Below are 8,389 nucleotides of genomic sequence, written 5' to 3' on the forward strand. Positions count from 1 at the left end.
GCCGCTATAACTTTATGGACGCTTTGCAAGCACCTTATCGATCAAGCCGTATGCTACCGCTTGATCAGAAGACATGAAGTTGTCACGGTCTGTATCTTTTTCAATTGTCTCAATAGGTTGACCGGTACGTTCACTTAAGATTTTGTTCAGTGTCTCTCTTAATTGAAGGATACGTTCAGCCTGAATTTTAATGTCGCTTGCTTGTCCTTTTGCTCCACCAAGGGGTTGGTGGATCATCACTTCTGAATTAGGAAGCGCATATCGCTTACCTTCTGCTCCAGCAGCAAGTAAAAAGGCCCCCATGCTTGCCGCCATACCGACACAAATCGTCGACACATCGGGTTTGATATACTGCATCGTGTCGTAAATCGCCATTCCTGCAGTAATCGATCCGCCTGGGCTATTGATGTAAAGACTGATGTCTTTATCAGGATCGTCTGCTTCAAGGAACAACATTTGAGCTACAACCAAGCTTGCAGTCTGGTCATTTACCTCATCTGCTAAAAATATGATCCTGTCTTTTAGTAATCTTGAAAATATATCGTATGAACGTTCACCACGATTTGTCTGTTCTACTACGTATGGTACTAAAGCCATCATGTCACCTCTTCTTTAATTGAACAAATAAGAGCATTTCTGAATAAGTCAGCTCTGTGTTATTTATAACCTTTGATTCAGTGTACAACCAATTTATTAACAACTTTTGAACATTTTCAAAATTCATAAAAAAAGCTGATTAATTCAAAGTCTATAAATACAGGAATAGGGTTCACATAATATGAACCCTCCCTAAATGGTGTTACTCTATTTTACTTCAAATTTGCGTTTTCAACAAGGAAGTCTACAGTGAGTCTTGACTCTACTGCGTTTCTGATGATCGAGTAATCGTCACGCGCATAAGTTTTTCTGATTTTTTCAACTTCTGATTTTTGTTGCTCGGCAATTTTCACAAGTTCCGCTTCAACCAATTCGTCAGTAGCTTTGATGTCCTCTGCTTTAGCGATCGCTTCGATTACCAGTGATGTTCTTACACGAATCTCAGCATCTTCACGCATACGCTCTTTAAGATCATCCTTAGTAGTATTTGTGTATTTAAGGTAGCTGTCAAGATCGATGCCCTGGTATCTTAACTGATAGTCGAAGTCCATCAACATGTTCTCAACTTCGTTTTCAATCATTACTTCAGGTAAGTCGATTGTAGCAGTGCCTACAGCTGTTTGCACAATATTTTCTCTTGTTTCATTTTTAGCACGCTCTTCGTTTTGAGCAGTGATTTTTTCTTTAATAGAAGCTTTGTATTCTTCTAGTGTGTCAAACTCTGAAACGTCTTTTGCAAACTCGTCGTCAAGAGCAGGAACTTCTTTGAATTTGATTTCGTTGACTTTCACTTCGAATCTAGCAGGTTTGCCAGCTAAATGCTCCGCGTGGTAATCTTCTGGGAAAGCAACTTCTACAACCGCTTCCTCACCAGTGCTTTTACCTTCAAGCTGCTTTTCGAAATCTCCGATGAAAGAGTTTGAACCAAGAACCAATGTATGGTTTTCAGCAGTTCCGCCTTCAAACTGTTCTCCATCGATGAATCCTTTATAGTCGATCACAAGTGTGTCGCCATCTTGAGCTGCACGGTCTTCAATTGTGACCATACGTGCGTTCATCGTCTGTTCTTTTTCAAGCTCAGTGTTGATGTCTTCTTCAGTTACTTCGTAAACCGCTTTTTCTACTTCTACGCCTTTGTAAGCGCCAAGTACGACTTCTGGTTTACAAGTTACAGTAGCTTGAACGACAACGTCTTTGCCAGCCTCGATCTCCAAAATGTCGATGTCAGGTCTTTCTACAGTATCAAGTCCAAGTTCTGTCACAGCAGCCTCATACGCTTCAGGAAGTGCGATATTGATCGCCTCTTCGAAGAATACGCCTTCGCCATAAAAGTTCTTGATTACATTTGCAGGCGCTTTACCTTTTCTAAAACCAGGAATGTTGTAACGACCTTTAGTTTTGTTGTAAGCTTCTTTTTGAGCTTTAGCAAATTTGTCTGCAGATACAGTAAACTTAAACACCGCTTGGTTGTTTTCGTTTTTAGTAAGTTCTACCATTATTAATTCCTCCTAATTCTCCTTGACGCCAGTCGTCAAAGGTTCTATCTCAACCCATAGCCTCTGCTTCGGGTAAATTAACTGTTTTTGATCTATACGCGTCAATATGCGCAGTGCGCCACGCTTAGTTATACCTTATATATCTTATATCAAACTTTCTTTCATGTAAACAACAATTTCAAATCAAAGTTTGGGATAGAACCGTGTAAATCGAACACTTCTGATAAATATTACATAGTGTTCAGAAAATATTCGCTTTAAAAGCTTCTCGGATTTGTGGTATAATACACGTAATCTTCATAACATTAGGCACAAGACGCTTCAGTGCCTAATCTAAACTTCCACAGCTTACAATCGGGCATTTCGCTCACACATGATAACCCGGTCCTTACTCACTGGGTTAACCAATCTTACATTACCTAACTGGCATTACAAAACACAATTTCATAGATTAAAGAAATACGCCGACACCAGACGTATAGTTTGTTATACAAAAATCAAGACCCTATCAAAATCCGTTCCCTAATTTTAAGGAGATTTCTCATGATAAAAAAAGAAAAACACCTGGTATCCTATAGTTGGTTACTTCCTTTACCTACCCTACTTGTCCTTTACGCAATCTTTAGAATGCCTAATTTAAGTCTTTTATCGCATCTAGTTCAACTTTTCAACACCCATTCACCGGGCGTCCACGACTACTTCGCAACCGTCGGATTCGCTCCGACCATACTCAATGCCGGGCTCATGGGCTTTGCTGTTCTTGGTCTACTTAAGTTCAATAAGCTGCCAATGAATGCAAATTCAATCAGCGCTCTCTTTCTAATGATGGGTTTCGCATTCATCGGTAAGAATCTGATCAACTTCATTCCCTTCCTTTTTGGAGGATATCTTTATGCCAAACTTCAAAAGATACCATTCAAGCGGGTGCTTGTCGCCGCACTTCTTACTTCTTGTCTCGCTCCGCTTGTAGACTTCGCACTGCTGATCACACCCTTTGATTTCTTTGGCAGATATCTGGTAAGTATCCTTGTCGGCGTGTTGCTCGGACTTGTAGCCATACCTATCTCAAGCCACCTACTACTCACACATCAGGGCTACAACCTTTATAACATGGGGTTTGCAGCGGGCTTTATCGGCATCATCGCGGTTTCGACCCTGCAAAGCATCGGGCTTGACACAGCACTCATCTCGATCGTGTCCTCTGAAGGCGATTCGGGACTTGTAGCCATTTTAGGCATCAGCTTCATCTATTTCATCGTCAAAGGCGTCTTTTCAAGAACGGCGGATGACAAGCCCTATAGGGAGCTGTTCACCTATAGCGGGCGTTTGGTGAGTGACTTCACAAGGCTTGTCGGGCCCTCCACGACGCTTGTCAATATGGGCGTCATGGGTTTAATCGGCCTTTCATTTATGCTATTATTTAAGGTACCGGCATCCGGGCCCGTACTTGCAGGCATCTTCACCTTGGCAGGTTTCGCTTCATTTGGAAACCATCCTAAAAACACCCTTCCAATCATGGTCGGTGCGATGGGAGGAGTGCTCTTATTCAACAACGACATGAGTATGACCTCGGCGGTAGTCGCCACCTTGTTCGCAACGACACTCGCGCCCATCGCTGGTGAATACGGTGTATTCGCAGGGCTTTTTGTCGGAGTGATCCACACGAGCATGGTATCAAGCATGGCCGCCCTTCACGGCGGTATGAACCTATACAACAACGGATTCAGCGGTGGACTCATAGCGACCTTGGTTGTCCCTGTGATTGACGCCTTCAAGAAGGAGAAATAGCATGCGACACGAAAATAAAAAAATCGGAAAAATAGTAGATGAGCTGACCACCTTTTTCTTGACCCACGGTGCGAATACCATTGAAATGGAACTGAAAAGCCTAGACGACCGTATCGACATCATCTTCCATATCGACCACCTCAACGAAAACGACAGAATAGTAAAGATGTTCTCCGACCTGATCAATGTGCCAAGAGAAGAGGATTTCGACGAATACTACTGGTCGCTTGCAGGCGAAAGCGACCACGACACCGAGCTGACGCTAGTCGGTTACATGATGGACGAGGTGAAGTTCTATCACAAGGAAGAAAGCTTCGCGATCAAACTTACACGATACAAAGAGAAATGAGACCGGATGCGGTCTCATTTTTAGTATTCGCGTTATTCTATTGAACGACTTATTCTTTTTCATCCCAAATCATCTTTGCAAGCGGAAAAGGCTCAAGCGCCCGGTCCATGATTCCCTGAACATAGGCGATCATCACACCGTAGTTTACGATCGGTACTCCGAACTCCTTGCTTTGGTTGATTCTGTGGGTCATTTCCTGTTTATTGAGCATGCACGCGCCGCAGTGTATGATAAGGTCGTATTTCTTCACATCCTCCGTATACTGGGTGCCTGCCGTATGTTCAAAGTTAAGCTCCTTTCCTGTCAACTGCCTCAACCACCTTGGAATCTTCACTTTACCGATGTCGTCGGCCTGTCTGTGGTGCGTGCAGCCTTCGGATACAAGGATCGTCGATCCGTCCTTGAGGCTTTCTATGGCTTTTGCACCTCTTACAAGTTCGTTGAGATCCCCTTTATAGCGGGCGAACAAAATTGAAAAGCTGGTCAGCGGGATGTCTTTTGGAGTGTCTGCGCTGACCTTAAGGAAGGCCTGCGAATCCGTGATGACAAGCTTAGGCTTTGTGCCTAGTCTGTCCAAGGCCTCCCTGAGTTCATGCTCTTTGGTGATGATCGCGATCGCATCGCTTTCAAGAATGTCCCTGATAGTCTGCTGCTGCGGCAGGATCAGACGCCCCTTTGGAGCGGCCTTGTCGATCGGTGTGACGAGAACGATAAAATCTCCCGGCGCCACCAGGTCCCCGACGATTTTAAACTTATCCTCGGTTACCGGTTGCAATTCCGCAATTTTCTTTTTAAGCTTCTTCACTCCCGCTTTTGTAAACGCGGATACAGCCATCACTTCGACGCCATATTCCTTGGCAACCTGTGCCAGTTCAAAATCAGGTGGCGTGTGGATGTCCGTCTTATTGAACACGATCATCATGCCGATCTTTTTTTCTTTGATCTTGTTGATGATGAACTTGTCATAGTCGGTGATTCCTTGCTCGGAATCGATCACCACAAGTGCGATGTCCGTCTTATTGAGCACATCCAGCGTCTTTTTGATTCTTAACTCGCCAAGTTCCCCTTCATCGTCAAGGCCTGCCGTATCGATCACCACAACAGGACCAAGAGGAAGGATCTCCATCGATTTATACACAGGATCCGTCGTGGTTCCTTTTACGCCAGAAACGATTGCGATCTCCTGGTCGGTCACCGCATTGATCACCGATGATTTACCTGCATTACGCCTTCCGAAAAGAGCGATATGCGGCCTTTGGGACCTAGGTGTCTGGTTCATGCTCATAAGTGCCTCCGTCTATCTACCAGGTATGCCTGGGTTTGTGATTTGATTTGGATTAAGGATGCCTGTCAGCTCCTCTTCGCCAAGTAGCGAGTGTTCCCTGACAAGGGCAACGATTGTTTTACCTGATTGAAGGGCTTCTTTGGCTATTTCAGCTGCCCTATCGTAGCCTATGTGATGTACAAGCGCTGTTACAAGTGCCGTTGAGTTCTCAAGGTGTTCAAGCGCTCTTTCCTTATTCGCCGTAATGCCTTCAACGCACTTCTCCCTAAAGATCGACACAGCGCCTGTGAGAACATCAAGTGATTCCAACAGACTCTCAGCGATCAGTGGTGCAAAGGCGTTAAGCTCAAGCTGGCCGCCACTTGCCGCCATGGTGATGGCAGTGTCATTGGCGATCACCTTCATGGAGACCATCCCCATCATTTCTGCAATCACGGGGTTCACCTTGCCAGGCATGATGGTCGATCCAGCTTGCATGTCAGGAAGATTGATTTCACCTAGTCCACCGCGCGGACCGCTGGCAAGCAGTCTCAGGTCATTGGAAATCTTGATCAGATTGACTGCGGCAGACTTTAAAAAACCAGAAACTTCGACAAAAACGTCCATGTTCTGAGTGGTGTCGATAGGATACTCGCTTCTTGCAAGCCCCAGTCCTGTGATCGACTGTATGGCATCGGTCACCAGATAGATATACTTTTGACTCGCATTCATTCCCGTTCCGATGGCAGTGCCGCCAAGGTTGATTTGTCTCAACCTTTCTTCCACCTTATAGATACGCCATCTATCTCTTGATACCGCTCTCGCATAGGCACCGAACTCTTGCCCTAGCATCATAGGAAGCGCATCCATAAGCTGTGTTCTTCCAAGCTTTAGGACACCCGAGAACTCCTCTTCTTTCTCTTGCAGACTCTCCTGCAACTCCGCCAGCTCGTCAGCAAGCTTTCTAATCTTGTAGATCGCCGCGATCCTTAGCGCTGTCGGGTATACATCGTTTGTCGACTGGGACATGTTCACATCGTTAAGGGGATGCAAAAATTCGTACTCGCCCTTTTGCCTTCCCAGCTTTTCAAGAGCAAGGTTGGCAACGACTTCATTTACGTTCATATTGGTAGACGTACCGGCTCCACCCTGTAGGGCGTCTGTTACGAACTGGTTGTCATAATTTTTTTTGAGCAGCTCATCGCACGCGTCGAGAATCGCCTTTGCCTTGGACTCCTCCAAAATGCCTACTTCCATATTGGCTTTGGCACAGGCCATTTTCACAAGAAGTATCGCCTGTATAAGGCTCATGTTCACATGCTTTGTTCCAAGTGCGAAATTCTCAATCGCACGTTTGGTCTGTATTCCATAATAAGCGTCATTTGGAATCTGTCTCTCACCGAGTAAATCCTTTTCGATTCTGAATTTAGACATCATACACCTACTTTCTACTAGTGATTATAACATAGAATCAGTCCAATTTTGGTAACGAAAGATACTAAAAGAGCAACTTAAAGGAATACGATTCCATACGCAAAAAGGTCCGACTCCCAAGTGTCCCAACTCCATATACATGGTATACTGAAGGTAAGAAACAGGAGGATTCCACTATGATCTATTGTTTTACCCACACGAATTTCATCTCCAACTACATAGGAATAAAATACACGAAGGACAAACAGGTCATCATTTTCCATGACCATTCTCAGAACGACCGCATCCAGCGATATCAATTACAGACCTACCTTAAAAGAGAGGGTATAAAAAGCATTTCATTCAGACTGATCGACTATACGTCGATGGACCAGATCAAAATGGCATTTTCAAAAATTAAAAGCACCGACACCCTGATTCTCCCCGAACTGGACCATGCAAGACATGTGAACCTATTCACACTTTTAGGCGACTATACCTTTGTTAAACTCTTTATCGAGTCGGATGGAGAAATCTACAACATCGACAATGACGGCAGCAATCACTGTCCAAACGACGATGTGAAACTCTCCATCTCCGATTTCATCTCCCAGACTGACGGAAAAATCATCCAGACCAACAATCAGCTGTTCGAACACCCCAGCTCAGAAAAGTTACTTATTTTCATTTTGAATCATTTGAAGCACATGCAAAAAATCCTCAAGCATGTCAGACCCATGAAAAAATGGGATGCGGGTTATGTTTACCCCCAGGTCAGCCCCTTTTCCATCGTTGATCTGACACTCATGAATCCAAAAGAGCAGGAGATCTATACCAGCGCGTTAAAACTGCTGGAAATAGACGGTCTTCTTGCAATCAAAACCGACGAGAAGTTGCTCACCGTGGAATTTTACGACTTGCGGTTTAAAGAGTACTTCACTAAGGCTGGAACATGGCTGGAGCATTATACCCAAAGACAACTCAGACAGATAAGTGAAATCAGGGATGTCAACAGCAGCGTCATGTTTGTATGGGATGATCATTCCAAAACAGTCAAGAACGAAGTGGACATCATGGCGGTCACAGAGAATCAACTGATCACAATCTCCTGTAAGGACACCTCAAAACTTGTGGATGACTACCTCTATGAAATCGAGTCCCACGCCGACCTGCTTGGAACAGAGGACGCTCTTAAGATCATCGTGACCACAGCATCTTCAAACAAATTTATTGATAACAGGGCTAAACTGCTCGATGTGCATATCGTCAGATACACAGGCGACCATGACGCCTTCAACGACGCCATCCTACACATACTGGACGTATAAAAAGGAACGCAGATGAATCTGCGTTCCTGAGATTGTTGACAAACCCCTGTTTATTAGAAAACAGGGGTTTTCTTATGACCAAATAAGGAACTCCTGTTATTATCTCATCATGAAAAGGGTCATTTAACCCCCAATCCATCTAGTACAAGTGCCA

General features: G+C 44.5%; 7 protein-coding genes. 3 read left to right on the forward strand and 4 right to left on the reverse strand.

The genetic code is table 11. The annotated features are described in order from the left end of the window. Positions 1-12: 12 nt before the first annotated feature. On the reverse strand, positions 13-597 hold the full coding sequence (gene clpP / locus DWB64_RS18685) for an ATP-dependent Clp endopeptidase proteolytic subunit ClpP (protein WP_129489744.1): 585 nt from the start codon (positions 595-597) through the stop codon (positions 13-15). Between the two features lie 212 nt (positions 598-809). Next, positions 810-2,093: a trigger factor gene (gene tig / locus DWB64_RS18690; RefSeq protein ID WP_207713482.1), complete on the reverse strand. Its 1,284-nt coding sequence runs from the start codon at positions 2,091-2,093 to the stop codon at positions 810-812. 543 nt (positions 2,094-2,636) lie between these two features. Here tig and DWB64_RS18695 point away from each other — a divergent pair. Further along, positions 2,637-3,881: a DUF1576 domain-containing protein gene (locus DWB64_RS18695; protein ID WP_129489746.1), complete on the forward strand. Its 1,245-nt coding sequence runs from the start codon at positions 2,637-2,639 to the stop codon at positions 3,879-3,881. A 1-nt stretch (position 3,882) separates the two neighbouring features. Then, positions 3,883-4,230 carry a hypothetical protein gene (locus DWB64_RS18700; protein ID WP_129489747.1) on the forward strand — a complete coding sequence of 116 codons (348 nt, stop codon included), beginning with the start codon at positions 3,883-3,885 and terminating at the stop codon, positions 4,228-4,230. Between the two features lie 49 nt (positions 4,231-4,279). Here the strand turns inward: DWB64_RS18700 and hydF are convergent, their stop codons facing one another. Together hydF and DWB64_RS18710 are read right to left on the reverse strand one after the other, a co-directional pair. Further along, on the reverse strand, positions 4,280-5,515 hold the full coding sequence (hydF, locus tag DWB64_RS18705) for a [FeFe] hydrogenase H-cluster maturation GTPase HydF (protein WP_129489748.1): 1,236 nt from the start codon (positions 5,513-5,515) through the stop codon (positions 4,280-4,282). Between the two features lie 12 nt (positions 5,516-5,527). Beyond that, positions 5,528-6,928: an aspartate ammonia-lyase gene (locus DWB64_RS18710; protein ID WP_129489749.1), complete on the reverse strand. Its 1,401-nt coding sequence runs from the start codon at positions 6,926-6,928 to the stop codon at positions 5,528-5,530. Between the two features lie 176 nt (positions 6,929-7,104). Between DWB64_RS18710 and DWB64_RS18715 the strand changes: the two genes are divergently transcribed. Then, positions 7,105-8,235, forward strand: coding sequence for a Card1-like endonuclease domain-containing protein (locus tag DWB64_RS18715; RefSeq protein WP_129489750.1), 1,131 nt, complete (start codon positions 7,105-7,107; stop codon positions 8,233-8,235). The last annotated feature ends 154 nt before the right edge of the window (positions 8,236-8,389 follow it).

It is taken from the genome of Fusibacter sp. A1, assembly GCF_004125825.1.
Classification (GTDB): Bacteria; Bacillota; Clostridia; order Peptostreptococcales; family Acidaminobacteraceae; genus QQWI01.

What these genes read in the sequence shown, in the direction of transcription:
- clpP (WP_129489744.1), bottom strand. Translation starts at nt 597, where the DNA reads ATGGCTTTAGTACCATACGTAGTAGAACAGACAAATCGTGGTGAACGT.
- DWB64_RS18695 (WP_129489746.1), top strand. Translation starts at nt 2,637, where the DNA reads ATGATAAAAAAAGAAAAACACCTGGTATCCTATAGTTGGTTACTTCCT.
- DWB64_RS18715 (WP_129489750.1), top strand. Translation starts at nt 7,105, where the DNA reads ATGATCTATTGTTTTACCCACACGAATTTCATCTCCAACTACATAGGA.
- hydF (WP_129489748.1), bottom strand. Translation starts at nt 5,515, where the DNA reads ATGAGCATGAACCAGACACCTAGGTCCCAAAGGCCGCATATCGCTCTT.
- DWB64_RS18710 (WP_129489749.1), bottom strand. Translation starts at nt 6,928, where the DNA reads ATGTCTAAATTCAGAATCGAAAAGGATTTACTCGGTGAGAGACAGATT.
- DWB64_RS18700 (WP_129489747.1), top strand. Translation starts at nt 3,883, where the DNA reads ATGCGACACGAAAATAAAAAAATCGGAAAAATAGTAGATGAGCTGACC.
- tig (WP_207713482.1), bottom strand. Translation starts at nt 2,093, where the DNA reads ATGGTAGAACTTACTAAAAACGAAAACAACCAAGCGGTGTTTAAGTTT.